Origin of the sequence: Dyadobacter flavalbus (genome assembly GCF_006149045.1) — a bacterium.
GTDB classification, from domain to species: domain Bacteria; phylum Bacteroidota; class Bacteroidia; order Cytophagales; family Spirosomataceae; genus Dyadobacter; species Dyadobacter flavalbus.
In genome coordinates, this window is the sequence record NZ_VBSN01000071.1 from 234,010 (window position 1) to 259,452 (window position 25,443).

Annotated in this window: 19 protein-coding genes; 6 read left to right on the top strand and 13 right to left on the bottom strand. The window is 45.6% G+C overall.

Annotated features, from left to right (window positions below):
- Window positions 1–61: 61 nt before the first annotated feature.
- Window positions 62–1,393, bottom strand: a complete 1,332-nt coding sequence (locus FEM33_RS24045) for an MATE family efflux transporter (protein WP_139014515.1) — start codon at window positions 1,391–1,393, stop codon at window positions 62–64.
- Window positions 1,394–1,649: 256 nt separating this feature from the next.
- Between FEM33_RS24045 and FEM33_RS24050 the strand changes: the two genes are divergently transcribed.
- From FEM33_RS24050 to FEM33_RS24060, 3 genes are all read left to right on the top strand, one after another.
- On the top strand, window positions 1,650–4,037 hold the full coding sequence (locus FEM33_RS24050) for a TonB-dependent receptor (protein ID WP_139014553.1): 2,388 nt from the start codon (window positions 1,650–1,652) through the stop codon (window positions 4,035–4,037).
- 128 nt (window positions 4,038–4,165) lie between these two features.
- A complete protein-coding gene (locus FEM33_RS24055) occupies window positions 4,166–4,615 on the top strand; it encodes a response regulator (RefSeq protein ID WP_139014516.1) in 450 nt (149 codons plus the stop codon).
- 52 nt (window positions 4,616–4,667) lie between these two features.
- A complete protein-coding gene (locus FEM33_RS24060; RefSeq protein WP_139014517.1) occupies window positions 4,668–7,904 on the top strand; it encodes a PAS domain S-box protein in 3,237 nt (1,078 codons plus the stop codon).
- 63 nt (window positions 7,905–7,967) lie between these two features.
- Here FEM33_RS24060 and namA read toward each other — a convergent pair whose 3' ends face one another.
- From namA to FEM33_RS24075, 3 genes are all read right to left on the bottom strand, one after another.
- Window positions 7,968–9,044 (bottom strand): NADPH dehydrogenase NamA, encoded by a 1,077-nt coding sequence (namA, locus tag FEM33_RS24065; protein ID WP_139014518.1) that lies wholly within the window; start codon window positions 9,042–9,044, stop codon window positions 7,968–7,970.
- Window positions 9,045–9,158: 114 nt separating this feature from the next.
- Window positions 9,159–9,365, bottom strand: a complete 207-nt coding sequence (locus tag FEM33_RS24070; RefSeq protein WP_139014519.1) for a YwbE family protein — start codon at window positions 9,363–9,365, stop codon at window positions 9,159–9,161.
- A complete protein-coding gene (locus FEM33_RS24075; RefSeq protein WP_139014520.1) occupies window positions 9,362–11,644 on the bottom strand; it encodes an FUSC family protein in 2,283 nt (760 codons plus the stop codon). The genes FEM33_RS24070 and FEM33_RS24075 overlap by 4 nt, the downstream gene beginning before the upstream one ends.
- Window positions 11,645–11,850: 206 nt before the next feature.
- Between FEM33_RS24075 and FEM33_RS24080 the strand changes: the two genes are divergently transcribed.
- Window positions 11,851–12,402, top strand: coding sequence for a GNAT family N-acetyltransferase (locus FEM33_RS24080; protein ID WP_139014521.1), 552 nt, complete (start codon window positions 11,851–11,853; stop codon window positions 12,400–12,402).
- A 93-nt stretch (window positions 12,403–12,495) separates the two neighbouring features.
- On the opposite strand, the gene FEM33_RS24085 is transcribed toward FEM33_RS24080, so the two are convergent.
- The 3 genes from FEM33_RS24085 to FEM33_RS24095 form a co-directional block, all read right to left on the bottom strand.
- Window positions 12,496–13,020 carry a ferritin gene (locus FEM33_RS24085; RefSeq protein WP_138279619.1) on the bottom strand — a complete coding sequence of 175 codons (525 nt, stop codon included), beginning with the start codon at window positions 13,018–13,020 and terminating at the stop codon, window positions 12,496–12,498.
- Window positions 13,021–13,131: 111 nt separating this feature from the next.
- Entirely contained in the window at window positions 13,132–13,689 is a 558-nt protein-coding gene (locus FEM33_RS24090; protein ID WP_229214389.1) for a hypothetical protein, read from the bottom strand.
- Between the two features lie 106 nt (window positions 13,690–13,795).
- Window positions 13,796–15,469, bottom strand: a complete 1,674-nt coding sequence (locus FEM33_RS24095) for a glutamine--tRNA ligase/YqeY domain fusion protein (RefSeq protein ID WP_139014522.1) — start codon at window positions 15,467–15,469, stop codon at window positions 13,796–13,798.
- A gap of 109 nt (window positions 15,470–15,578) precedes the next feature.
- Here FEM33_RS24095 and truA point away from each other — a divergent pair, with 109 nt between their 5' ends.
- The gene (gene truA, locus FEM33_RS24100) at window positions 15,579–16,328 is read left to right on the top strand and encodes a tRNA pseudouridine(38-40) synthase TruA (RefSeq protein ID WP_139014523.1); all 750 of its coding nucleotides are present in this window, start codon (window positions 15,579–15,581) and stop codon (window positions 16,326–16,328) included.
- 3 nt (window positions 16,329–16,331) lie between these two features.
- On the opposite strand, the gene FEM33_RS24105 is transcribed toward truA, so the two are convergent.
- From FEM33_RS24105 to FEM33_RS24120, 4 genes are all read right to left on the bottom strand, one after another.
- On the bottom strand, window positions 16,332–17,921 hold the full coding sequence (locus tag FEM33_RS24105) for an aldehyde dehydrogenase (NADP(+)) (RefSeq protein WP_139014524.1): 1,590 nt from the start codon (window positions 17,919–17,921) through the stop codon (window positions 16,332–16,334).
- 207 nt (window positions 17,922–18,128) lie between these two features.
- Complete coding sequence (locus FEM33_RS24110; protein ID WP_139014525.1) at window positions 18,129–19,091, bottom strand: AAA family ATPase; 963 nt, start codon at window positions 19,089–19,091, stop codon at window positions 18,129–18,131.
- 57 nt (window positions 19,092–19,148) lie between these two features.
- Window positions 19,149–20,519: a peptidylprolyl isomerase gene (locus tag FEM33_RS24115; protein WP_139014526.1), complete on the bottom strand. Its 1,371-nt coding sequence runs from the start codon at window positions 20,517–20,519 to the stop codon at window positions 19,149–19,151.
- A gap of 90 nt (window positions 20,520–20,609) precedes the next feature.
- Entirely contained in the window at window positions 20,610–22,901 is a 2,292-nt protein-coding gene (locus FEM33_RS24120; RefSeq protein WP_139014527.1) for a peptidylprolyl isomerase, read from the bottom strand.
- Window positions 22,902–23,247: 346 nt separating this feature from the next.
- Here FEM33_RS24120 and FEM33_RS24125 point away from each other — a divergent pair, with 346 nt between their 5' ends.
- A complete protein-coding gene (locus tag FEM33_RS24125) occupies window positions 23,248–23,730 on the top strand; it encodes a hypothetical protein (protein ID WP_139014528.1) in 483 nt (160 codons plus the stop codon).
- A 12-nt stretch (window positions 23,731–23,742) separates the two neighbouring features.
- Here FEM33_RS24125 and gloA2 read toward each other — a convergent pair whose 3' ends face one another.
- The gene (gloA2, locus tag FEM33_RS24130; protein ID WP_139014529.1) at window positions 23,743–24,132 is read right to left on the bottom strand and encodes an SMU1112c/YaeR family gloxylase I-like metalloprotein; all 390 of its coding nucleotides are present in this window, start codon (window positions 24,130–24,132) and stop codon (window positions 23,743–23,745) included.
- A gap of 44 nt (window positions 24,133–24,176) precedes the next feature.
- Window positions 24,177–25,367, bottom strand: coding sequence for an acyltransferase family protein (locus FEM33_RS24135; RefSeq protein WP_374756447.1), 1,191 nt, complete (start codon window positions 25,365–25,367; stop codon window positions 24,177–24,179).
- Between the last annotated feature and the right edge of the window lie 76 nt (window positions 25,368–25,443).

Below are 25,443 nucleotides of genomic sequence, written 5' to 3' on the forward strand. Positions count from 1 at the left end.
TTGTATAATGACGAAGTTTAATCATTATATCCTTAAAACAATTCAAAAGGGGAGTTGGTTTTTAAACGGTCCTGTTCCTTTTTGTCATTTTGAAAAAACGCGTCAGCAAAAAAATCGACGCCATAGTCAAACCCAGGATCAGCCCGAGCCACATGCCGGAGGCGCCCATACCGAATCGGAAAGCCAGCACATAACCAACCGGAATTCCGATCACCCAGTAAGCAATCCCGATCAGAACCGTCGGCGTCTTCACATCCTTGATCCCGCGCAGCAGCCCGGCTCCGATGGCCTGTGTACTGTCGGAAATCTGGAACACGGCAGCAAAAAGCAGAAGCAGTGCGGCAAGCTGAATAACATCGTTGTTTTTGTTGAAAGCGTTGGGAAGGATATTCCGGAAAGCGGCAAAGGTTATGGCGCAGAAAGTACCGTAAATCAGGGCGGTAAGTACAGTGCTTTTACCAATTACAAAAATTTTGGCCCAGTTGGCGCGTGCAAATGCATTGCTTACCCGGATGGAACCCGCCTGGGCCAGTCCCATCGAAACCATAAAAGTAAACGACGCACTGCTCAGCGCAATCTGATGCGCAGCCTGTGAAACAGCACCGAGCGTACCGATGATAATGCCGGAAATGGCAAATGCGCCTGCTTCCATCCCGATCTGCAGGCTGCTTGGAACTCCGATATGCAGCAGTTCCCGCCATGTTTTTGCATTCAGATACCATTGCGTGCTGCGCACAGCCATATACTTCTGAAATGTTTTGTGTTTAAGGATAACGACGGCCAGCGCCAGAAACATACCGCTTCTTGTAATCAGCGTTGCCCAGCCTGCACCTTCCAGTTCCAGCCGTGGAAATCCCCAGTTTCCGTAAATCAGAAGCCAGTTCAGCAGAATATTGACCGGCATGCCTGCCAGTGAAAGGAACATGGCCGTACGCGTGTGTTCCAGTCCGTCAGCAAATTGTTTCAGCGTCATAAACAGCAGCATCGGAATAATGGACAAGCCCATCAGCTGCATAAAAGGAATGGCCAGAGTAACGACTTCCGGGTCCTGGCCAAGATGATGAAGCAGGTCTTTGCCGAAAACCAGCGTAAGGGAAATGGCCAGTGCAGTAAGCGCACAAAGGCAGAAGCCGTTGAAAAGATAATGCGAAACCATTTTGGGATCGTTGCGGCCGTTGGCCATGGAAACCATCTGGGAAACGGAAATCGTCATGCCGATCCCGATTACAAAAGGAATGTTCATGGCATTGATAACCAGTGCTGCCGCTGCAAGCTGTTTGTAACTGATGGCTCCCACCATAGCGCTGTCGATCAGGTGCAGTGCCATTTGGGCAAGTTCTCCGATAATGATGGGAATGGCTAATTTTAAAGTCTGTGATGCTTCTTCTTTCATGGTCTGCCTGATATTTTCAAAAAGGCTGCAAAGTTAGCCAAATACAGGCAAGTGCAGCAATCTTTGATCTGAATACAGGAAAGATAGAGTAAAACAAATGTGCAAACGGTCTTTGCTATATTCAATCCATAGATTCAGTTTATTGACAAAACAATTACAGCTATTCAGAATGAACATTGAAAACAGGTTAACAGCAGCATGGAAGTCGGGTGCGGGATTAAGAAAGAAACTGGGCGCGGCCGGGTTCCTGATTCTGATGGTTTGTACGCTGCCGGATGCCTTTTCGCAAAGCACGGGAAAATTGAAGATTACGGGCAAAATCATTGACGGTCAAAGCAGTGCGCCGCTCGGGTATGCAAGTATCCGGCTTTTCAGGACTGCTGACAGTACGTTTGTGTCCGGTGCCATTACCGATGAAACGGGCGGGTTTATTGTTGATATTTCAGCAGGTTCCTATTATGCCCTTTCCGAATTCATCGGTTACAAGCCGCAGTTTACGTCCGGGATAAAAATAACAGCTGCCAATTCACCGCTGGACCTGGGATCACTGAAAGTGGCTGCCTCTGCGAAAACGCTGGATGAAGTAACGGTTCAGGCAGAAAAAAGTTCGATGGAGCTGTCGCTCGATAAAAAGATTTTCAATGTCGGGAAAGATCTTGCCAATGCCGGCGGAACTGCAGTTGACATTCTGACCAATGTTCCTTCCGTGGCTGTGGATGTGGAAGGGAATGTGAGCCTCAGAGGAAGCGGAAACGTACGTATATTGATAGACGGTAAACCTTCGGGGCTGGTCAGTATCAAAGGAGCGAGCGGTTTGCAGCAACTTCAGGGAAGTATGATCGAGCGCGTGGAAATCATAACGAATCCTTCTGCACGCTATGAAGCCGAAGGTATGGGTGGTGTGATCAACATTGTCCTGAAAAAAGAAAGAAAGGAAGGCATTAACGGCTCATTCGACATCATTACAGGACATCCGACCAATTACGGCGCTGCGGCCAATATCAATTACAGGCGTAAAAACCTTAATTTCTTCTTCAATTATACACTATCGTACCGTAACATGCCTTCGCGCAATTACCTGTATCAGGAATTGTACCGCAATGATTCCACGATTATCATGGAAAGGGATATGAAGAGCAACCTCAAAGGCATGAACAACAGCGCAAGAGGCGGAATCGATTTTTATTTTAACCCGAAAAACATTCTTACCGGTTCGTACACATGGCGTACAAGCAAAGGCAAGCGTTTTTCCACCCTGATTTACAGAGATTATCTGAACAGCATCAGCAATCCGACCGGCATTACAAACCGTACACAGGACGAAACGGAAACGGAACCCAATTCGGAATACTCGGTAACGTATAAAAAGACATTTAACCGGAAAGGGCAGGAGTTTACCGCAGATGTCCGTTACCTTGACAACTGGGAAAAGTCCGACCAGTTTTACAATGAAGACGTTTTCAGGCCGGACGGCGGCCCTTCCGGCATTCCACATCTTCTTCAGCGTGCACTGAACGACGAGACCGAAAAACAGCTGCTTTTTCAGGTGGATTACATTCAGCCTTTCGGGAAAGAAGGCAAGCTGGAAGCCGGGGCAAGAAGCAGCTCACGGGATATGACCAATGACTATGCCGTAACACAGCAATCCAGCGATGGCGGCTGGATGCCACTGGAAAATCTGACCAATGACTTTCTGTATGAGGAAAACATCAATGCGGCATACGGAATTCTGGGTAACAAAACCGGCAAGTTTTCGTATCAGGCGGGCCTGCGTGCGGAATGGACGGGCGTAACGACGGAACTCAGACAAACCAGGGAAGTAAATGAAAGAAATTACTTCAATCTGTTTCCTAGCGTGCATGTAACGTATGATTTTGCCAGGCAGAATGCTTTTCAGATCAGTTTCAGCCGAAGGGTACGCAGGCCGCAGTACAATGACCTAAGCCCGTTTGCAACCTATTCCGACAACCGGAATTACTGGAGCGGAAATCCCGACCTTAATCCGGAATTTACAAATGCGTTTGAACTGGGTCATATTAAATACCTCGCAAAAGGTTCGCTGACTTCGTCAATTTATTACAGGCATACAAACGGAAAAATCACAAGCATACGGCGTGTACAGGAAGACGGAAGTTCCTACACGCGTCCTGAAAACCTGGGTACCGAAGATGCGTATGGCGCAGAAGTTACAGGATCTTTTACGCCATACCCCTGGTGGAAACTGGACGGAAGCGTAAACTTCTTCCGAGCGATTACAGACGGAACCAGTCTGGACGAGGATTTCCAGAGCGATACTTACAGCTGGTTTGTGCGTACGATGTCGCGGTTCACGTTGTGGAAAACAACGGATGTACAGCTCCGGGGAAATTACGAAGCCCCGCAGCAGACTCCGCAGGGACGGCGGAAGGCACTGGCTACGCTGGACCTGGCGGCAAGCCGGGATGTTTTCAAAAATAACGGTACACTGACACTCAGCATAATAGATGTATTTAACTCACGCCGTTACCGTACTATTACGGAGGGAAACAACTTCTATACATTGAACAACTCGCAGGGCCGGCTGCGTCAGATCAACCTTACTTTGAACTATCGCCTGCACCAGGTTAAGAAGAAACCGAAGGAAGGTCTGGAAGGAGAATTTTAATATTCAAATATTTTATTGGAAGCTTTTATTTGCATAACTTGGTACGAAAATGCACAAAAATCCTGCGTTAAGTCTGTTTAGCGGTTGGTGAATTATGTTTATACGAACGAATTACTTAATTTTGGATTATGAGCACAAAACCAAATAAGTTTATTTTCCTGGCTGACGACGATGCGGACGACTGCATGCTGTTCGAAGATGCTTTAAGGGAGGTGAGTACTTCAACGGAGCTAACAACGGCTAATGACGGCGTGGAACTTATTAATTTAATGGAAACCAATGTTCCGCCGCCGCCTGACGTGATTTTTCTGGACCTTAACATGCCTAGAAAAAACGGCTTTGAATGTCTGGAACAAATCAGAAAAACAAAAAAATGGGCTTCTATTCCGGTCGTAATTTTTTCCACAACCGGGCAGGAAGAAATGGTCAGAAAAGTACATGAGCAGGGTGCCAACTTTTTTATCAGAAAACCGGGGTCGTTCCCGAAACTGAAACAGGCAATCCAACAAATTCTTGATATAGACTGGACCAAGCACAGCTGGAAACCAGTAGCCGAGAACCTTAATTACCAATATTAAACCCAATTCTTGTTCACTCGTTGTTACTTGAATACCGGCTGCGGTGACAAGAATGATGAGTGAACAAATTTTTATGGGCATGAATGTCATTGAACTTGATTTTGAAAGGGCAAGAGCCCGGCACATTTTATTTAAAACAAGATTAAGATCAATCCTTTACGGTGCTGAAATCGACGAACAGCCTGTAACTTCTCATCTTGATTGTTCGCTCGGACAATGGATTTACAATCACGCACTGCATGTCTACGGCCATTTGCCTGAAATGCAGGAAATCGAGCGGGTTCACTTTAAGATTCATGAATCTGCCAATGCACTGATAGATCTTTATAAAAACGGGTTTGCAGAAGAAGCGCGGGAAGGCTTGCCGGCCATGGAGCTTATTGCCGAAAACCTGTCTTCGCTTTTGTCCATTGTGGAAGCCAAGATCAAAACCGAAGGAAACCTGGGTCCCGACCTGAGCATTCCGGATGAACTGCTGATCAATTACAATGAATTGCTGCAGCTGAACAGAATCCTTCAGGAACTGGACCTTCGCATCAAGGAACAAACCGAAAAAGCCGTTTCGGCTGGGAAAAAGATTAAAGCCGGTGAAAGCAAGTTCCGCAACACAATGAAGCAGGCTCCGGTCGGGATAGCCATTCTGAACGGATATAATTTCATGGTGGAAATGGCCAATGAAACTTATCTCAGCATTGTTGACCGAAAAGAAGAGGAGTTTGTAGGCCGGCTGCTTTTTGATGTGCTGCCGGAAGTCCGTGCGTATGTAGAACCGATCCTGATCAATGTACTCCATACCGGAACGGCATACAACGGCAACGAATTTGAAGTGACCATCCGCCGTTACGGAAAGCAGGAACTATGCTATTTCAATTTCATATATCAGCCTCTTTTTGAAGAAACCGGCGAAATTTCCGGTATCATTGTTGTAGCTACGGAAGTTACGCAGCAAGTGCTTGCCAGGCTCGGGCTGCAAAGAAGTGAGAACCAGTTCCGGAATCTGGTCACGCAGTCGCAGTTTGCCAAAGCGGTTCTCAAAGGAAAAGACTTCATTATAAGCCTTGCAAATGAAAGCATGCTCCGGAATCTCTGGCGCAGGGAACTGCATGATGTTCAGGGAAAAAAGCTGCTGGAAGTATTTCCGGAACTTGCCGATCAGAAGTTTATCGGAATACTGGAAAATGTGTATGAAAACGGCGCTTTGTACAGGGAATCCGAGGCAGTTGCATGGATCAACGGCTACGACGGTCTGAGGAAGTTTTATCTTGACATTCAGTACGCGCCCATTCTGGAAATGGATAACCGTGTTTCGGGCATTATGGTATCTGTTAATGATGTTACGGAAATGGTCCGGTTTCGTCAGCAGATTTCGGAAGCAGCAGACCGGCTTTCGCTCGCTACTGAAGGCACCAGGCTGGCAACCTGGGACCTGAACATACAAACCAGGGAAATCATCTATTCCGCAAGACTTGCCGAGATATTCGGTTACAATGGCTCCACACAGCTGACGCATGAAGATATGCGCAGTCGTATTCACCATGAAGACAGGACGCAGATTGTGGAAAAAGCATTTGAAGAAGCAATCGCCACCGGTTCTTACAGCTATGAAGCCAGGATCATTCATCCGGACAAAAGCGTTCACTGGATCCGGACACAGGGCAAAATGCTTTACAATGAAGACCATATCCCGCAACGGATGCTGGGAACCATGATGGACATTACGGAGCAGAAAAGAACCGAACAAATTATCAAAGACAGCGAAAAACGGTACAAGGATCTGATCGAAACCATGCCCGTTGCCGTTTATACCATTGATAAAAACGGTTATCTGACACTTTTCAACAAGGCAGCCGTCCGATTATGGGGCCGCGAGCCGGAAATAGGAGCAGATCAGTGGTGCGGTTCGTTTGAAATGTATACGGTTGACGGTGAATACATGCGGCTTGAAGAAAGTCCTGTTGCCATTGCTTTGAAAAACCAGCAGTGCATGACTTCGGAAGCATTTATCCGCAAACCGGATCAATCGCTAAGGCATATTATATCCACTCCGCAGCCGATTTACGACAGCAATGGTGATGTTACAGGTGCAGTCAATGTATTGATAGACATCACAGAAAGGAAAGAAGCGGAACTTGCATTGAAAACCAGCGAAAGCAAATTCAGGACCTTGGCCAATTCCATGCCGCAGCTGGTATGGACCAGCGATGCAGAAGGAAATCTGAATTATTTCAATCAATCCGTTTATGAATATTCCGGACTTACCGCAGACAAGCTCGACACTTATAACTGGTTTCAGATTGTCCATCCCGACGATCGCCAGGAAAATGTACGGTCTTGGCTGAAATCCGTAAAGAGCGGTCTGGAATTTTTGTATGAACATCGGTTCCTTAGAAAAGACGGCGTTTACAGATGGCAGCTGAGCCGTGCCATTCCGCAGCGCAATGCAGAAGGAAAAATCGAAATGTGGGTCGGGACGAGTACGGACATTCATGAAAGCAAGGTTTTTATTGACCAGCTGGAATCCAAGGTTGCCCTTCGTACCAAAGAACTTACGATTGCCAACAACGAACTGGTAAAAACCAATATGGAACTTGCCCAGTTTGCGTATGTCGCCAGCCACGATCTTCAGGAGCCGCTCCGTAAAATACAGACTTTTGCAACGAGAGTGCTTGAAACTGAAAACCGGAATCTTTCGGATAAAGGCAAGGATTATCTGGCCAGAATGCAGGCTTCTTCGACGCGCATGCAGCAGCTGATTATAGATCTTCTGGCTTTTTCACGTGCCAACGCAGTTGAAAAACATTATGAAGAAGCCGATCTGAACATAATTCTGGGAAATGTGAAGGAACAGCTCAGTGATGTAATCCAGCAGCAGCAGGCCACTATAACTAGCGAGACTTTGCCGACCTGGAGCGTTATCGTGTTTCAGTTTGAGCAGCTTTTTACGAACCTGATCGCCAATGCACTGAAATTTGTAAAGCCGGAGGTAAAACCGGTTATCAACATTCGGACAGGGCAATTGTCCGGTGAAATGATTCCGTTGTCCGGCATAGATTCGGCATTGCGGTATCAGTACATTTCATTTTCGGATAACGGCATCGGATTTGATCCGCAATTCAAAGACAGGATTTTTCAGGTTTTTCAGCGGCTGCACAATCGGAGCGCTTACGAAGGTACCGGAATCGGGCTTGCTATCTGCAAGAAAATTGTGGATAATCATAACGGCCTGATCGATGCCATTGGCAAACCGGGAACGGGCGCCACATTCATTATTTACCTGCCGGTTAACTGAAACCCGATTAACCGGCAGATAGAAAACAGAAGAAAATAGTCTGACTATATTTTAAAAGGCCAACTATTTCAAAGCCGGTTTTGCACGGTCGTACTGAACCGGCCAAACAATATCTTCACCAAGCTGATGTGCTGCATGCAGCGGGAAATACGGATCACGAAGCAGTTCACGCGCCATCACGACCAGATCCGCTTCATGATTCTGCAAGATATCTTCTGCCTGCTGAGTTTCTGTTATCATGCCCACAGCGCCCGTCATAATATCTGCTTCTTTTTTGATTTTGGCAGAAAAAGGAACCTGATAGGAGGGGCCAACCGGAATTTTCACCGCAGGAACTAGCCCGCCGGTGGATACATCAATAAGATCCACACCCTTGTTTTTCAGGATTTTTGAAAGTTCAACCGACTGCTTTTCATCCCATCCGTTTTCAGCCCAGTCCGTAGCCGAAATGCGTACAAATAGAGGAAGTTCTGCCGGCCAAACCTGCTGAATGGATTCTATAACTTCAAGCAAAATACGGATTCGGTTTTCAAAGCTTCCGCCGTATGCATCGCTGCGTTTATTGCTGAGCGGTGAAAAAAACTGATGGATCAGATAGCCGTGCGCAGCATGTATTTCAATAACCTTAAAACCTGCTTTGAGGGATCTTTCGGCAGCAGCGGCAAAATCTGCAATTACTTTCCGGATTCCTTCCTGATCCAGTTCCTGAGGGGCATCTTCAGTTTCATGGAACGGAACTGCAGATGCACCCACCGTTTTCCAGCCACCCTGATCTGCCGGAACCTGTCCGCGGCCTTTCCAGGCCGGAAAAGTACTTGCCTTGCGACCGGCATGTCCGAGCTGTATTCCGGCTACGGCACCTTGTGCAGCAATGAAATCCGTTATCTGTTTCAGTTTTTCTATATGCTCATCTTTCCAGATACCCAGATCCTGTGGAGAAATCCTTCCTTCCGGCGAAACGGCTGTTGCCTCGGCAATGAGCAGGCCGGCGCCTCCAACCGCACGGCTGCCGAGATGCACAAGATGCCAGTCATTGGCAAAACCGTCAACGGATGAATACTGGCACATCGGCGAGACGACGATGCGGTTTTTGAAACTTATATCTTTAATAGTAAGAGGCGTGAATAATTGCGAAGACATGAAGATGGAAGATTAGTGTTACGAAAATTCAACTGTTGACAAGGATAACGAACCTATTTGCCAAACAATTCCGGAGATTATCCGAATGCTTGTTCTGAAAGGAATTTATTTACGCTAATCTGCTTCAATATGCTTAACGCGTCCGACTTCGCCTGTTTCCAGCCTTACTTTAATGCCGTGCGTATGCACCGCCGATTTGGTCAGAATGTCTTTTACAATTCCGTGAGTCAGGGTCCCGCTTCGCTGATCCTGTTTTAACACAATGGATACCGCAGTTCCGGGTGTGATGTTTTTACGTTCTGTGCCTGATAATGTTGTCATACCGGTTTACTCTGATTTTCTAAGTCAATGTTTGCTGCCATTTTGGCCTTTGCCGAACTGATCTTTTGCAGAATCTTGATTTCGTCAATGGTGATCGTACTGATCAGTTCAAACAAGCCGTTAATGGTTTTCAGGTCGGACAGCATTTTTCGTGCCGGCGACTGATCTGCTTTTTCAATTCCCATTTCCTTGATCTCTTTTTTACGCATGGCAAGCAGTTCAATCAGTTTCTGGTTCTGCGGCAGCGATTCACGTGCAATCTCTGAATTTCCTGATGCCTGTCCATCCAGCAAATCGGCAGCCGTCTGGAGCTGGCGGTCAATTTGCTGGATCATCATTTCGAATTCAGCCGCAAACTCTGCATATTCCAGCGTCTGCGCGTATGTTGACAAAGATGCTATGTAGGAAGTCAGCATATAGCTCGTTGCGACAAACTGGTGATATTCCTCCATATGCAACTGCCGCCGCTTGGGTTCGGACAGCATTTTCTGAAAATTGTCGGACAAGTTGGCCATAGCAATGATAGCATCTTTGCGGAGCAGCTTGAATTCATTAATATCCAGTTGTTTCCCTGTAAATTTTGCTGCAACTATATCAAAATACCTGCGGTTGGCATTCAAGGCTGCGCGGATGTACTGATTAATCTGCGAATGTTCCCAAACGGGCAGTACATAGGATGAAATTAGATAGGCAATAACGGAGCCGATAATGGTATCCAGAACCCGTTCTTTAAGCAGCGGGGTAATATGCTGGGGATTCAGGAAGTTGAAGGAAATGATTACGTAAAGTGTGATGCCAGTGGAGGCAATGAAGTAATTGATCTTCAGAAAACTGTACGCCATAATCATGGAAATCAACATAATTATGAAAAGCGCCGTGCCGTCATGAATCAGGTATAAAAACAGAAAGCCCGAAACCACGCCGACAATCGTTCCTCCGATCCTGTGCAGATTACGTTGCTTTGTAATACTGAAAGCAGGTTTTAAAATCACGACAATCGTAAGCAGAATCCAGTATCCATGTCCGAGCTCGAAAAACAGCGAAACGGTATAGCCGATCAGCAAACCGAGCGTAATACGCACAGCATGACGAAAATGGCTTGATTTTAACGACAAATTGTCAAGCAGAAGGCGCGGATGATATTCCTGTTTCGGGATAAAATTTTCAGTTGTCACAATCAGGCTGTAATCCTGGCTTACTTCCGTATCGTAAGTAGTAGCGCGGTGCAGCTTTTTGATACGTTCGGTAACATCCTGCAGACTGTTCAGAATCTGGCGCAGCATCATAAAATCTTCCAGATTATCATGCGTCATGCTGTCTTTGCGCATCCTTTGAAAAGCCTGCTGGCATTTGTTGAACGCTTCGTCCAGATCATGTTTGGGATGGGAAGGAAAGCCGCTTTGCACGGCAATGCCGATCTGCTGGATTTCTGCCGATAACCATTGTATGTACGTTCCGAACAGCCTTAATATTTTGGAATGATCAAATGCCCGGTGAAGGTTAATATAATTTTGCTGTGAATTCAGAATCCTTTCGAACAAATCGATACTATCCAGAAACATCAGCATCAGAACCCTACTTTTATTGGTCGATTCGGTTACGATCTCTCTTGTTTTAAAAAGAATTTCCCGCAGGTTTTCATGATTTTCCCTAAGAATAACCTGCTGATGGATCATACGGCTGAACAGATCGTCGTAATCCGGATTGGCCAGATAATAATCCGCTTTAATGGAAAGCAACTTGCCGAGTTCAACAAAATTCTCGCCCAGTAACTGCTGTATCAGTTTGTACGGCCGCAGCGTCTGTAGAACCATAAACAGGATGAAGTACCAGATTCCGCCTGCCGAGAAAATCAGTGCCGTTTTCAGGACCATGTCGCCGCTGAGATGATCGTCAATGTTGAAAACAAACACAAGCAGCGCGATAAGACCTATGCTGTTAACCCGGTTGCCATATACGCCAACAAGCGAGAAAAACATCCCGAATAGGATGATTTCGGCAAAAATGATGAAATGGATATGTCTTAAAAGCCCTGTCGTGAGTGCTACGGCAAAGCATGTGATGATCGCAATAAGCAGTGAATTTCGGCGTCTGTGGTACGGGCCGGGATTATCTGTTCCGCCGATCAGCAATGTTCCGAGCGGAAAAGCAATCATATCGCCCAGGATTCCATAATGCTGAAAAATAAGGCTGGGAATAACCGCGCCCAGCGTTAATCTGACACCCGTGGAAAGGTAATGACTGGAAATGAACTTCTTAAATTCGTCGAGGTAATTCATGAAAACAAACCAACGGTAGTTGGTGCAATACTACTATTTTAATTCCACAAGCTGCAAAAGCCATACCAATTTTATAACCTGTTCACTACGTGCAGCCCGTATGAAAACGCCGGATGTTTTGTAATTCACAATAATTTGCTGAGATTGTTGAGCCGCTGCCGTGGATTATTCATGCCGGCATTTTACAAGCTTATGTGTATTCGGGTATGTTAATTCTGAATTTTAATCCTTTTCCGCTCCTTGAAACCGGACGCACCAAGCTGCATGCCTTGTCTGTTACAGATCATGCAGAAGGAATGTATCTGCTCCGCAGCAATCCGGAAGCCATGAAATTCATTGGCAAGCCGCTGCTCGGTTCCATCGCAGAGGCACGTGAAATCATCGAGCTTTATAACCGCAACCTGAGAGAATGTATCGGCATTACATGGGGAATTTCTCTGAAAACTTCACCGGGATTAATCGGATCCATCGGTTTTCACAAACTGGATATTTTCAATCATCGCGCTGAAATCGGCTATATGCTACATCCGGATTACTGGAACAAAGGGCTGATGACCGAAGCAATCAGGAAAGTGCTGGATTATGGTTTTAATGAAATGTATCTGCACAGTATAGAAGCGAGGATAAATCCTGAAAACGATGTTTCGAGAAAAATCCTGCTCAGACAGAATTTCATAAAAGAAGGCTATTTCAGAGAAAGCTATTATGAGAACCGGAAATATCTGGATACGGAAGTCTATTCATTATTGAAAAAGTAACAGTAAGACGTTGAATCCGGAAAACCGGTTTGATAGAAAATGAAAAAGGACTGCCATGACGCAGTCCTTTGTATCTTGTTTATATTTTTTGTACTAGTTATCCGAACCGATTTTCAGAATGGCTTTGTCGATAAAGTACTGGCCTGTACCTTCTTCGCCGATTACATCAAAAAGCTCAATGGCACGCCGCGCATTGTCTTCTTCTTCAATTTGTTCGTTTACAAACCATTGCAGGAAAGATTCCGTTGCATAATCTTCTTCTCTGCGGCTTTGTGTAACGATCCGGTTGATGGATTGCGTAACAGCGATCTCGCTTTGCAATGCCGCTTCGAAAACACTTCTGAAAGAGGTGAATTCCTGTCTTACAGCAGTAATTTCCGGTGAAACGGCAGTTCCGCCGACCGTCATGATGTAATTGAAGATTTTCAGCATATGCGTGCGTTCTTCATCTGATTGTTTCAGAAAATAAGCCGCACTGTTTTTGAAACCGTTACGATCGCACCAGGAAGCCATTGCGAGGTACTTGGCCGAAGCTTCGGCTTCCATTTTAACCTGGTTATTTAATAATATTTCTATTTCCTCTTTCAGGGAAGTCCTTTGTCTCAATAAGTCTTTCATGGTTACTTGCTTTTTATTATATCTAACTAATTGCAAATATCATACGAAAGTTCATCATTGCAAGGCAAAAGAGAAATTTGGAATTGGTCTAATGTGATCTGAATGAGCTATTTAGACTAATTCTGAATCTTTGTACAAAATCTCATGGAGCATGGAATTGAGTTCAATCGCGAAGAACGTGCCGTTTACGAGTTCTCTCAGCTGAATTAGTTCACACAAAGTCAGCTTATGATAAATATTCAGCCTTGGAGCTTCAACAAACTCATAATCAGACTCATCCGAAAGATCAAAAATTCTGCTGTGAATGTCAATGGCATTAATCAGCCTGCGGAAATTCAGGAAATCCTGTATCCTGAAAGAAGCCTGTATTTCACCAAAATGAAGAATAACTTTTGAAGTTAAATCACATTGAAAACTGTGACCTTTGGCAGTACTGAACAACTCATTTAGGGTATTCACTGAAAAATGCGGTTGAATCGTGGAAATTGTTGCACAAAGATAACGGCAAACATCTTTCCAAGCAAGTTTATTTAAAAGCAATCTAATTAAATTCAGGGTAAATGGGTGGCAGGGAAAAGGGAGGAGGGAGGAAGGGTGAAATGGAGAAAGTAAGAAGGAGGAAAGTGTATCGGCAATAAAGGAAAAAGGGAAACGGAAATTACGATTCATGTAAATTCCATTTCCCTCCATTCTCCTTTTTCCCTTCCTCCTTCTCACCCTTTCCTCCTTTTTCCCTTCTTCCTTTCCTCCCTCTTACCTTTCCTTCTTTAAAAAATCAACTAACCGCTGCTTTTGCCCAGTTGTCGCGCAGGGTTACGGTTCGGTTGAAAACGGGTTTTTCGGCTGTGCTTTCCGTGTCGGCGGCAAAATATCCCTTGCGCAGGAACTGGAATGAATCGCCGGGTTTGGCATCCGCCAGTGCCGGCTCGGCATAGCCGGTAATAACATGCAGCGAATCCGGATTGATATAATCCTTGAAGTCACCTTCTTGCGAAGCAACATCTTCCACGACAAACAGACGGTCATAAAGCCGTACTTCCACCGGAACGGCATTGGCAACCGAAACCCAGTGCAAAGTTCCTTTTACATTGATTCCGGTTGTATCATGCCCGCTTTTGCTGTTTTCGATATAGGTACAGCGGACTTCGGTTATTTCGCCGTTTTCATCTTTTACAAAATCTTCACACTGAACAATGTACGCACCTTTCAGCCTAACTATTTTGCCGGGAGCAAGCCGGAAGTATTTTTTGGAAGGCGTTTCCATAAAGTCTTCTTTTTCAATGTAAACTTCGCGTGTAAACGGCACTTCGCGCATGCCGGCGGAATCGTCCTCCGGATTGTTTTCAAGCTGGCACATTTCGGTAACGCCTTCCGGGAAGTTCGTGATGACGACTTTTAGCGGGTCCAGAACGGCCATTCTTCTGAGCGCCTTTTTGTTCAGGTCTTCACGTACGCAGAATTCCAGCAAACCGACATCAATCATATTTTCACGGCGGGCCACGCCGATACGGTCGCAAAAATCCCGGATGCTTTCCGGCGTATAACCTCTTCTTCTCAGGCCGCTAATGGTCGGCATTCTCGGATCGTCCCAGCCATGCACATGCCCTTCCTGAACAAGCTGAAGCAATTTTCTTTTACTTGTAACGGTGTAATTCAGATTGCGGCGTGCAAATTCGTACTGGTGCGAAGGATATATTTCCAGTTTTTCAATAATCCAGTCATAAAGCTCACGGTGCGGTACAAATTCCAGCGTACATATTGAATGCGTTACTGTTTCGATGGAATCGCTTTGTCCGTGTGCAAAATCGTACATCGGATAAATGCACCATTTATTTCCGGTACGGTGATGATGCGCATGTTTGATCCGGTATAAAATCGGATCGCGCATCAGCATATTGATATGCTGCATGTCTATTTTGGCACGCAGCGTCCTGCTTCCGTCCGGGAATGCGCCGTTTTTCATCTGTTCGAACAGTTCCAGGTTCTCTTCCACCGTGCGGTTGCGGAACGGACTGTCGGTTCCGGGCTCGGTCGGAGTTCCTTTCTGGGCGGCAATTTCTTCAGACGTCGAATCGTCCACATAAGCCAGACCTTTGGAAATCAATTTAACAGCATATCCGTACAGCGTGTCAAAATAATCCGAAGCATAGAGTTCATGTTTCCACTCAAAGCCCATCCAGCGGATATCGTTCTTGATACTTTCCACGTATTCTGTATCTTCCGTAACCGGATTGGTATCGTCAAATCGTAAATTGGTATACCCCGGAAATTTTTTTGTAAGTCCGAAATTGAGGCAAATACTGGAAGCATGGCCGATATGCAAATAACCGTTCGGTTCCGGTGGGAAACGGGTTATAATTTGGGTATATTTTCCCGATTGCAAGTCGGCTTCAATGATTTCTTCAATAAAATTGAGGCTTTTTTCTTCTTTTTTGTCTTCCGCAAACATACTATACTGGAAATATTATTCGATTTTCAAAGTTAACCTTCTTCGCAACAATTACAGCAATCAAGCCTTTTAAATCGCAAATCTGTGCCGTTTACCTTATTTTTGCGGCATGCGTTATTTTATTGAATTCAGTTACAAAGGAACTGCCTACAATGGCTGGCAAAAACAGAAAAATGCACTCGGCGTACAGCAGGTCCTGGAAGAGGCGCTGGCTAAAATTCTGAGAACAGCCGTCGAACTTACCGGAAGCAGCCGCACGGACGCAGGCGTACATGCAGAACAACAATTTGCGCATTTTGATTTAATTGATCCTTTGGAAAATCCTGATGAGCTGATTTATAAGCTCAACGGCCTCATTCCGAGAGACTTGGCAGTGCGTGAAATCATACCTGTGCCGGATGAAGTGAATTCCAGATTTGCTGCGATATTCCGGAAATATGAATATCGCATCAGCCGGAAGAAAAACCCGTTTCTGATCGATCAGGTATTTTTTCTCAAAGCGGAACTAGACGTTGCCGCCATGAACGAAGCTGCAGGTCTGCTTCTTATCCACAGGAATTTTGAAAGTTTCAGCAAGGTGCATACAAGCGTAAACAATTTTCTGTGCACAATCACCCAGGCCGAATGGATCGATAAAGGTGAAATGCTGGTCTTTCATGTGCAGGCCAATCGCTTTCTGAGGGGCATGGTCCGCGCGCTGGTCGGAACGATGCTGGAAGTCGGAAAAGGAAAGAAAACAGTCTCGGATTTTGAAAATGTGATTTTATCCAGGAACAGAAAGATGGCCGGGGCGCAGGCTCCGGCCGAAGGGCTTTTTCTGGTCAAAGTCGGTTATCCCGAAACGCTTGTTCCTTTCTGATATTCAAATGGAGTCCTTTGTCACTTTGTTATTAACCCGCCTTAAAATTCCCAATGGATTGCTGTTTTTAAGTTCGTCCGGCAACAGTGCATCCGGCCAGTTCTGAAAGGATTGCGGACGCACAAACCGTAAAACGGAATCTGTTCCGACGGATGTGAACTTGGCATCAGCCGTTGCGGGAAACGGTCCGCCATGATGCATGGAAGCACAAACTTCCACGCCGGTAGGAACGCCGTTCATGATAAATCTGCCTGAAATCGCTGCCAGTTTTCTCAAAAGAGCAGGGTAGGAGGCCGCTTCATCCGTTTCTGCCATGAGTGTAGCTGTCAGCTGGCCTTTCAGATGCGAAACGGCTTCGAGTAATTCCTCCGTACTTTCGCAAACGATGAGCAGTGAAAAAGGTCCGAATATTTCTTCATGCAATTTCGGATTGGCGATAAAAGTTTTTCCCGAAACCTGCGCCACAGAAGCCTGTGCCTGATTTTCGCCTTCCGAGTACATGTCGGAAAGCGCAAGTTGCTTTACATTTTCCTGTTCAAACAAATGGGATCGGCGGCTGTAATAGCTTTTGCAGATTCCGGCCGTAAGCATCGCAGCCGAGGCGGTTTTTTCAATTTCAGATTGGTAAGATTCCATAAATTCCTGCGCGCCTTCCGAATTCGTGATAAATACAAGCCCCGGATTGGTACAAAACTGTCCGGCCCCCAATGTAACCGAAGAGGCGACTGTTTTGCCAAGCTGCAGTGCATTTTGTTTCAGGTATTCGGGCAGGATGACAATCGGGTTCACGCTGCCCATTTCAGCATAAACCGGAATCGGCTCTTCTCGTTCCTGAGCCAGCCTGTAAAGCGCCATGCCGCCCGTAAAAGAACCTGTAAAACCGACTGCTTTGCTTGCAGGATGTTTGACCAATGCCGTTCCGACTTCATAGCCATCGTCATAAAGCATGGAAAAAACGCCGTCGGGCATTCCGGTTCTTTGTGCGGCTTTTACAATGGCCTGCGCCGTCATGTCACTGACACCCGGATGCGCCGGATGTGCTTTTACAATCACCGGGTTTCCCGCAGCAAGCGCCGGTCCGGTGTCCACACCGGCGATGGAGTACGCAAAAGGAAAATTGCTCGATCCAAAAACGATAACAGGCCCGATCGGGACAAGCATTTTCCGGAGGTCAGGCTTTGGAAGCGGACTGCGATCGGGAATGGCCGTATCAATGGACGGGTTCACCCAGGAACCTTCACGTACAAGTTCTGCAAACTGCATAAGCTGTGTAACCGTGCGCGCTCTTTCGCCTGTAAGCCGCGCAACCGAAAGGCCGGTTTCCAGACTTGCCCTTATCAGCAACGCATCGCCCAGATCCATGATTTCTTCTGTAATTGCAACCAGAAAATCAGCACGTCTGGCAGCAGGCAAAGCAGCATAATCCTCGAAAGCTTTTTCTGCCAGCTCCATCGTGCGGCTGACTTCCTGCTGCGTTGCTGTGTGAAATGTTTCCGTCAGATAGGAGTCTGAAACGGGCACGTAGGACTGAAATGTATGCTCGCTTTCGGCAGAAAGAGTATAGCCGATAATATTTTTACCAAGTATTTCCATTTTTGTTTTTTGATAAATAAATGAAATGGTCTTAAAAACAAAAGTTTGTACTGATCTGTGAATCGGTACAAACTTTCAATGCTGTTCTTTAAGCAGCTGTTAGTAATTAGCAGTAAGCTTTTAGTTGAATATATAATTTATAAACAAAAGCTTGCTAGAATTTAATTCAAAATTGTTTTATCAACTACTTCTAATATTGATTCGTTGTTACAATAGACGTCCGATAATATCATCAACAGAAATGCCTTCCGCTTCTGCTTTGAAGTTTCGTATAATTCTGTGCCGGAGTACAGGCAATGCAACGGCTTTGACGTCTTCAATATCCGGTGAATACTTGCCCGAAAGCAACGCATTGCATTTGGCCGCCAGAATAAGCGCCTGTGATGCCCTCGGTCCTGCGCCCCAGTCCAGATAATCGCTTGTATCTTTAATGGCCAGACCGGCAGTCGGACGGGTTTTATGAACAAGTTTTACGGCATATTCAATCACATGATCTGTAACCGGAACGCGTCGTACCAAGTGCTGAAAATCCGTTATTTCTTCTGCTGTAATTACTTTGGAAACCTGATGGCGAATGTCATTCGTCGTATTTTTGACAATACTCACTTCTTCTGCATAGGAAGGATAATCCAGCTGGATCATAAACATAAAACGGTCGAGCTGGGCTTCCGGAAGCGGATAAGTTCCTTCCTGTTCAATCGGGTTTTGCGTGGCCAGTACAAAGAAAGGCCGCTGCAATGAATGTTTTACGCCGGCAATGGTCACCGAATATTCCTGCATGGCTTCCAGCAGTGCCGACTGTGTTTTTGGCGGTGTCCGGTTGATTTCATCCGCCAGGATAATGTTGGCGAACACCGGCCCTTTGATGAATTTGAAGTTTCGGTTCTGATCCAGTGTTTCAGAGCCGAGAATATCCGACGGCATCAGATCGGGTGTGAACTGTATCCGGTTAAAATCAAGATCCAGCGAGGAAGCAATGGTTTGGATCAGAAGTGTTTTTGCAAGTCCCGGAACGCCTACAAGCAGGCAGTGACCCTGACAGAATATAGCGGTAAGCAATCTTTTAACAACTTCATCCTGCCCGATGATTACATTCCCGATTTCACTCCGGATTTTTTCGTAAGCCATTTTCATAGCTTCTGCAGCTTCTACGTCCGATGAATACTTCACAATATGCCAGATTAGATTTAAGAATTTTTCAAACGCTTTAAATGACAGTCGTATTTTCTACATATCATCTGCCTGGGCGAGCCCGAGGACTTTACAATTTCGGTATTCGGGCTCAATACTGATGAACACATCACCTTGTGCCTTTTTAAACCATTCTTCCAGCGCATTGTTCCGCTTGTTGCTTAGTACAATCTGCGCCAGTTTTTCATAATCATCATGCAGGTTGGCCGTATGCGGTTCCGATTTGCTCTTATACCAGATAATCCGCATCGCACTTCTGCCGTCTTCGGTACGGTAAGATACGGGCTGGCTCAGATCGCCCACTTTCATGGTATCAATGGCAAAATACAAAGCCGGGTCCATCGTCGCATCCAGTGTAAGGCGCGCAAGTCCTGTATTCCTGTCCTGAATCAAGCCGCCGGCTTCCGCCGTTTCCTTGTCTTCTGAATTGTCCAGTGCCGCTTTTGCAAATTTAAGCGTATCAATGGATATCAGCTTGCGAAGGCTGTCCAGCGAACGGATTGCCTCGGTCATGTCTGTTCCCTTGTTGTAATCAGGACGTAAAAGAATATGTCTTGCATGATATTCCGCACCTCTCGTTTCAATCAGCTTGATCAGGTGAAAACCGAATTGGGATTCCACAATATCCGACATTTCGCCCGGCTTCAAGGCAAGTGCAGCGCCTTCAAATTCCGGAACCATCGCACCGCGTTTTGCAAAGTTAAGGTCACCGCCGTTCTTTGCGGAACCCAGGTCTTCCGAATAGATCTGTGCCAGCGTGGCAAAGTCCTCGCCTTTTTCTGCGCGTTGTTTCAGGTCAAGAAGCTGTTGCCTGAGCTTGTCCTTTTGTTCCCGCGTTACCGTGCCCAGTTTTACAATATGCCCGATTTCCACTTCGGAAGGAATATACGGAAGACTGTCTTTTGGAATCGAATTGTAAAATTTACGCACTTCATTCGGTGTGATTTTTACGTTGCCTGAAATCGTACGCTGCATTTTTTCAACAACTTTCTGTTCCTTTACCTGCTGGCGGAGTTCGCTTTTCAGGTTGTCAATGCTTTTGCCGTAAGCCTCTACAATGTTTTTTTCCGAACCGAAGCGCTGGATCATATAACCCATCTTTGCGTCCAGTTCCCCGTCTACTTCCTTGTCATCTACAATAACCGAGTCAATTTCCGCTTTTGCGAGAAGCATTTTATTGATAATCAAAGATTCGAGAAGCTGGCATTTTTCCGGAGCGGTTCTGCCCTCGGCCTTGTACTGCGCATACATATCTTCCAACTCCGAATTCAGAATATAGTGATTGTCAACGCGGGCGATGATCTTGTCAATGCTTACACCTTGCTGGCCCTGTCCATAGCTTATCAAACCGAAAAACAGTAGAAATACTGCGGTCAGCTGTGCCGTTAAAAAAATGTTTATTTTCATAGGATTGTTTTGTTCCTCGTCAAGTTCAGGATTTTGCATCCGGGTTATAAGAACGTTGCTATTTGTTTGTTTTGAAAAGCTAAAATACACTTAACGCTTAATTTTTTCTAATTCTGCCGCATTGACTTTGACCGGAAATTTTTCCTGAAGTCGTGAAACCCATTGTTTTTCCAGTTCTTTCTGATAATCATTGATCACACTTCCTCTTGCTTCCATAAAAGTCTTCGGCCGCGCAGGTTCTATTTTCCTGATATCAGCCCAGAAAAACATATTGTTATCCTTAAAAGTTTGCACTCCGGCCTGCCATTTCATTTTACTCAAAAGCGGGTTGTCCTGCGTAAAATACCCGTCACGAATCATAACGGCATCCGGCATTTCCGAATTATAAACTTTCTCCACATCTTTCCGCGACTGGCTGTAAAACTGAAAGCCCACTCTTCTATTACGCTCCGGCTCCGCACTTTGACGAAAAGAACCGTAATCTTTTTCAATAATCCGTAAAAGAGGGATATTTCTGCCATTCAGGTAATTGATAACATTTCTTATTCTTGCCGCCGAAGCCATTTCTGTTTCTTCCGGAGATCTGTAACCGGCAATTTCCACAATGTAGTCAGGATTTTTTTCCATCACAATATAAACGTCCGTCAGTGCTTCCAGCTGCTCGTTACTGATCTCGGTTTTATTCACCGGAAAAAGTATTTCCCTTGACTTTCTTTCCAGCTTGTAAGGACTCTGTTCCAGCGTTCTGCGTATTGAGTTGACAGTCTGTGTGTCTTTTGCAGAAATGATGGTGCCCATGGCACGCTCCGGAAACTTGTATTTGTCTTTGAAACGTTCATAATAATTTACCTGTCCGGCAGAATCGGAAAGGGAACGCTGCCAAACATTTTCTTCCATAATCTGCGAAAGCAGAACACCTTCACGGATTTCGGTCATCAGGCTGCGGAATTCCGGATTGGATTCTTCCAGGTGCTCTTTCTCGTATTCAGAAAGACTTTCTGCAAGATAGTCGCTGTAATAACGGCGGAACACGACGGCTGGCGACGCATCTTTCGGCTTCGGATGCTGTTTTCTTTTTACATAATCCAGAAATGAAAGTGCATCATAGGTATTCTGTTCAATCCGGAAAATAATGCTTTGGGACCAGTCCGTTGAAACAGGTCGGATGTAATCCCATTTTCCGGTCAGGATCGTGCTGTCCCCCAAAACCGAAACGGCGTTCCACTGATCAGCAAATTCTTCCACTGCATATTTGTCCCTCAACCTTTTGATATTGGCGAGTTCAAGTACTTTACCGCGGGAATCGGTAATTACTTTTTTTCTCAGCGCCGGTGCCATTTCACTCAGCGGCTCAAGATTCTTTTTCTCGATCAGTTTCAGGATATGCCAGCCATACATGGTTAAGACAGGCTTTGAAAAAGCATTGATTTTGTTGAGACCAAATGCAGCCTCTTCAATTTCAGGAGCCATCTGGCCGGTGCCGAACACCGGCAGCAATCCGCCGTTCCTTCTGGATTGCCGGTCGTCCGAAAAGTTTTCAACAACCAAATCCCAGTCTGCTCCATTCTGAAGCTGCGTATATGCCTCATCGATACGGGCTTTTGCAGATTCTTTCTGGGCCTGTGTTCCGGCGGTATCCAGCTGCACCATGATGTGCGCAACCTGTACGGTGCCGCGGCTAGTGCGTTTGTCCGTAACTTTGATAATATGGTATCCGGATCTGGTGCGTACGGGCTGGGATATTTTACCTGCCGGCAAATTGTATGCAGCCGTTTCAAGCGGGTATACGATCTGGAAAGCGGTAAAATAGCCAAGGTCTCCTTTGGTTCTCGATGCAGCAGGATCTTTGGAAAACCTTGCCGCCATATCCCCGAAATCCGAACCCTCTTCCAGTCTGCCGCGCAGTGTAACGGCAGCACGGTACGCTTCCAGCGTATCTGCAGGAGCAGCATCTTCCGTAACGGGAATCAGGATGTGGGAAGCTCTTACTTCCTGTTTAAGCCGGTTGTAGGCTTCATTGACCAGGTTTTCAACAAGATCCTTGTCAACAAGATGATTTTTCGCAAGCTGTTCCCGGTATGAATTCACTTCTTCCCGGTAATCCAGCGTTGTGTCTTTTCCTTCCTGTTTTGCCTGTAAAACTTTGATTTTCTGATCTGTATACAGCGTTACGTATTCCTGTGGGGTAAGTTCGCGGGATGAGTCAGATGCAAACTTGTTCCTGTTGTATGATTCCTGGTATTCGTCCAGTGAGAATTTTTGGTTTCCGATTTCAATCAATGCAGGCGTTTCTGTAATTACCGGCGGAGGCGGGGCAGAAGTTTTGCAGGAACTGACGATGAGTATGGCAAGCAGAGAAATATTTAAAGCGTATTTATGCATATCTGTATAATTCAAAACAAAAAAAGCATCGGGAACTAACGTATTTTAACACGGTAGGCCCGGAAATATTGTATGGCGGCAAAGTTAGACGCTTTCCCATGAGTTTAAAATTAAACGGGCAGCTATGTTTGTATCCAGTCCAAATTCCCCACTTATGTAAAACTAGTATGGCATTCTCACCCCATAAAGTGTGACTCAACTGCTACAAAATATATCTTCAAACGAATAATTGTACTTAGTGAGGAATTACTATTTTGTTTAGTGAAAAATGCCTATAACGCTGCTCTGGGGCATAATTTTTATATTAAAACGCGAAGTTCGTATTAAGCTTAAAACCTTCATAGTCATGGAAAATGTTAAAGGAGAAGAATTAATTATGATGATCAAGGCATTGTGGAATGAACAGAAAAATCGTGAACTCCTTTATCTCGAAGCACTCAGAAAAGATGTTAACGGATCCTTCCGCAGGGTTTTAAGTCAGGGCCACGTAAGTGCCGTTCTGTTCCAGCGTGAAATTGGCTGGATTTACGATTACTTCAAGTGTTTTTTAAATGACAAAGAGCTTGGAGAAGCCAGTTCCGGAACTTCCCGGAAAGAGGTCAGGGTACTTGAAAATGTGGATCATCAGGAAGATATAGCAAGATGCCTGAAACGAAATGAGGCCGCCACGTTGCAGCTCTATAATTCTCTGCGAAGTTATATGGACAAGGATTCGGAAGCCAGGAAAGTACTGGATGAACACCTTGCCAGAATTTCCGAATTCTATGAAACACTGCGAAAACTTGAAATCGGCAGCCGCAAAATGATTACTTACACCGTTGCGGCCTAGTTCTGCCAAAAATCAGATCTGATACAGTTCAATGGGTAAATCGTCCGGATCGGCAAAAAAGGTAAATTTTTTTCCTGTAAACTCATCCGTCCGGACGGCCTCCAGCGTTACTCCTTTTGACTCGAAGTACGCAGTCGCAGCTTCCATATCTTCTACCTGAAAAGCAATATGTCTGAGTCCGCATGCCTCCGGCTGTGAAGTGCGTTTCGGAGGATCGGGAAACGAAAACAACTCAATACAATATTGTCCGTTCAGCGACAGGTCCAGTTTGTAGGATTTCCGTGCTTCCCGATAAACTTCCCGGTCTATATCAAATCCCAGAATCCGGGTATAAAAATGCTTGGACTTTTCGTAGTCAGAACAAATAATTGCAATATGATGAACCGATTTTAAAAACTGCATAAGTTTAAGTACAATAAATTTTTTAGAGAATTGCGGATATGCGGTCAGATTTTGATAAATAATTTCTTCTTGTACATCCAGTACAAAATCCACCATTCGATCAGTAAAATAATGGCTCCGCTTATAAGCGAACGCAGGCCTTCCCCGAAAATAAGGTCATAATGCCGGCTGATGTGAATCCGGAAAGACTGATCAATGAAGCTGTCGATTGTATGCGCAAGAATATAGGCTGCTATCGAATTTGTGCCGATGACAATCAAAGGAAAGAAAACAGATTTGTTTTGGCGGATATCTACAAAATAATAAAAAAGGGCAAGCAGCAAAAAACACCAGCCGCCGCTGAATAATGTCCATGCCGGTGTCCATATTCTTTTAACGATCGGATTGATTCCTGAAAAGTTAAGTATGATGGCGATAGCGAACAGAACGGCGGAGGTTATGACAAGCCGTTTGATCAGCCATTGAGAGGAAGGAGCGGATTTCAGCCATTTTCCTGCAATAAGTCCCAGAATCATTGTTCCGAGTGTCGGAATAAAGCTTAAAGTACTGTAACCGCCTCCGTTGAAATGAAACGGTTCTTCACGCGGAAAAAGATTCAGAAACCAGCGGTCAAATGCCCAGGCCAGGTTTGTATTTTTGTTCCAGTGCGCTGCAAATCCTTTCAGGTTATGTTCCCAGTCTGCTGTAATACCCGTTTCTGACCAGTCGAAGTAAGGTCCGGGCACAGGATAAAGCGCAAATGCCAGACCGTACAAAAAAAGGATGATGACGAATGCGCTCCATTGTATACGCTGCGTACTGAAGCCAAGTGCAAAGAGAACCGGATAACCGAGCCCGATCTGCGTGAGCGTATCTTCAAAAGTAAAATTGGTTTGCGATGCATGCATGGACCGCAGGAATATGCCCAGCAGAACCAGGATCAGCGAACGGCGTAAAGTCTGCAGCCACATAACGCTTTTACTTTCATTCCGGCTAATTCTGCCCGCCATGGAATAGGGCAGCGCTACACCGACCAGAAAGGAAAATGACGGCTGGATCAGATCATGAAGGGAGCACCCGACCCACGGGACATGGCTTTGCTGAAAATCCATAAATGCCCAGAATGAACTTTCCGGGAATGATTCGGCGACTTGACTGAACCGTAATACTTCTGCCATCATCAAAAACATTACAAATCCACGGTATGCATCGATGGACGTAATGCGTTGCGGCGCAGGCGACAGGAAATCTTTCAAAATGGTAGCAGGGTTAAATAAAGTGCTGTTCAGCCGCATGAATCCGGCATTGCACAGCTTACAAGGGTTGATATGC

What these genes read in the sequence shown, in the direction of transcription:
- FEM33_RS24045 (WP_139014515.1), bottom strand. Translation starts at nt 1,393, where the DNA reads ATGAAAGAAGAAGCATCACAGACTTTAAAATTAGCCATTCCCATCATT.
- FEM33_RS24050 (WP_139014553.1), top strand. Translation starts at nt 1,650, where the DNA reads ATGGTTTGTACGCTGCCGGATGCCTTTTCGCAAAGCACGGGAAAATTG.
- FEM33_RS24055 (WP_139014516.1), top strand. Translation starts at nt 4,166, where the DNA reads ATGAGCACAAAACCAAATAAGTTTATTTTCCTGGCTGACGACGATGCG.
- FEM33_RS24060 (WP_139014517.1), top strand. Translation starts at nt 4,668, where the DNA reads ATGATGAGTGAACAAATTTTTATGGGCATGAATGTCATTGAACTTGAT.
- namA (WP_139014518.1), bottom strand. Translation starts at nt 9,044, where the DNA reads ATGTCTTCGCAATTATTCACGCCTCTTACTATTAAAGATATAAGTTTC.
- FEM33_RS24070 (WP_139014519.1), bottom strand. Translation starts at nt 9,365, where the DNA reads ATGACAACATTATCAGGCACAGAACGTAAAAACATCACACCCGGAACT.
- FEM33_RS24075 (WP_139014520.1), bottom strand. Translation starts at nt 11,644, where the DNA reads ATGAATTACCTCGACGAATTTAAGAAGTTCATTTCCAGTCATTACCTT.
- FEM33_RS24080 (WP_139014521.1), top strand. Translation starts at nt 11,851, where the DNA reads ATGTTAATTCTGAATTTTAATCCTTTTCCGCTCCTTGAAACCGGACGC.
- FEM33_RS24085 (WP_138279619.1), bottom strand. Translation starts at nt 13,020, where the DNA reads ATGAAAGACTTATTGAGACAAAGGACTTCCCTGAAAGAGGAAATAGAA.
- FEM33_RS24090 (WP_229214389.1), bottom strand. Translation starts at nt 13,689, where the DNA reads ATGAATCGTAATTTCCGTTTCCCTTTTTCCTTTATTGCCGATACACTT.
- FEM33_RS24095 (WP_139014522.1), bottom strand. Translation starts at nt 15,469, where the DNA reads ATGTTTGCGGAAGACAAAAAAGAAGAAAAAAGCCTCAATTTTATTGAA.
- truA (WP_139014523.1), top strand. Translation starts at nt 15,579, where the DNA reads ATGCGTTATTTTATTGAATTCAGTTACAAAGGAACTGCCTACAATGGC.
- FEM33_RS24105 (WP_139014524.1), bottom strand. Translation starts at nt 17,921, where the DNA reads ATGGAAATACTTGGTAAAAATATTATCGGCTATACTCTTTCTGCCGAA.
- FEM33_RS24115 (WP_139014526.1), bottom strand. Translation starts at nt 20,519, where the DNA reads ATGAAAATAAACATTTTTTTAACGGCACAGCTGACCGCAGTATTTCTA.
- FEM33_RS24120 (WP_139014527.1), bottom strand. Translation starts at nt 22,901, where the DNA reads ATGCATAAATACGCTTTAAATATTTCTCTGCTTGCCATACTCATCGTC.
- FEM33_RS24125 (WP_139014528.1), top strand. Translation starts at nt 23,248, where the DNA reads ATGGAAAATGTTAAAGGAGAAGAATTAATTATGATGATCAAGGCATTG.
- gloA2 (WP_139014529.1), bottom strand. Translation starts at nt 24,132, where the DNA reads ATGCAGTTTTTAAAATCGGTTCATCATATTGCAATTATTTGTTCTGAC.